The following is a 263-nucleotide window of genomic DNA, read 5'->3' as shown; positions in this document are numbered from 1 at the left end:
CAATTATGGGTAATCGACCGAACTTGATATGAATAATTGGTCGGGGCACGGCAAGGGAGGAATTTATTGCTGGCAACCAACCTGACTGATGCCGTGCCCCTACTTTGATATCGAATCGGGAATGGATCTGAATCATTGGTAGGGGCACGGCAAGGGAGGAATTTATTGCTGGCAACCAACCTGACTGATGCCGTGCCCCTACTTTGATATCGAATCGGGAATGGATCTGAATAATTGGTCGGGGCACGGCAAGGGAGGAATTT

The 263-nt window shown here is 49.0% G+C and carries 1 protein-coding gene; it reads right to left on the bottom strand.

Translation table 11 applies throughout. The annotated features are described in order from the left end of the window. The coding region (locus MiSe_RS50260; RefSeq protein WP_226595115.1) for a hypothetical protein at window positions 1-263 on the bottom strand (263 nt) is incomplete at both ends.

It is taken from the genome of Microseira wollei NIES-4236, from assembly GCF_020521235.1.
GTDB classification, from domain to species: Bacteria; Cyanobacteriota; Cyanobacteriia; order Cyanobacteriales; family Aerosakkonemataceae; genus Microseira; species Microseira wollei.
This window is presented reverse-complemented; position numbering and strand designations above follow the sequence as displayed.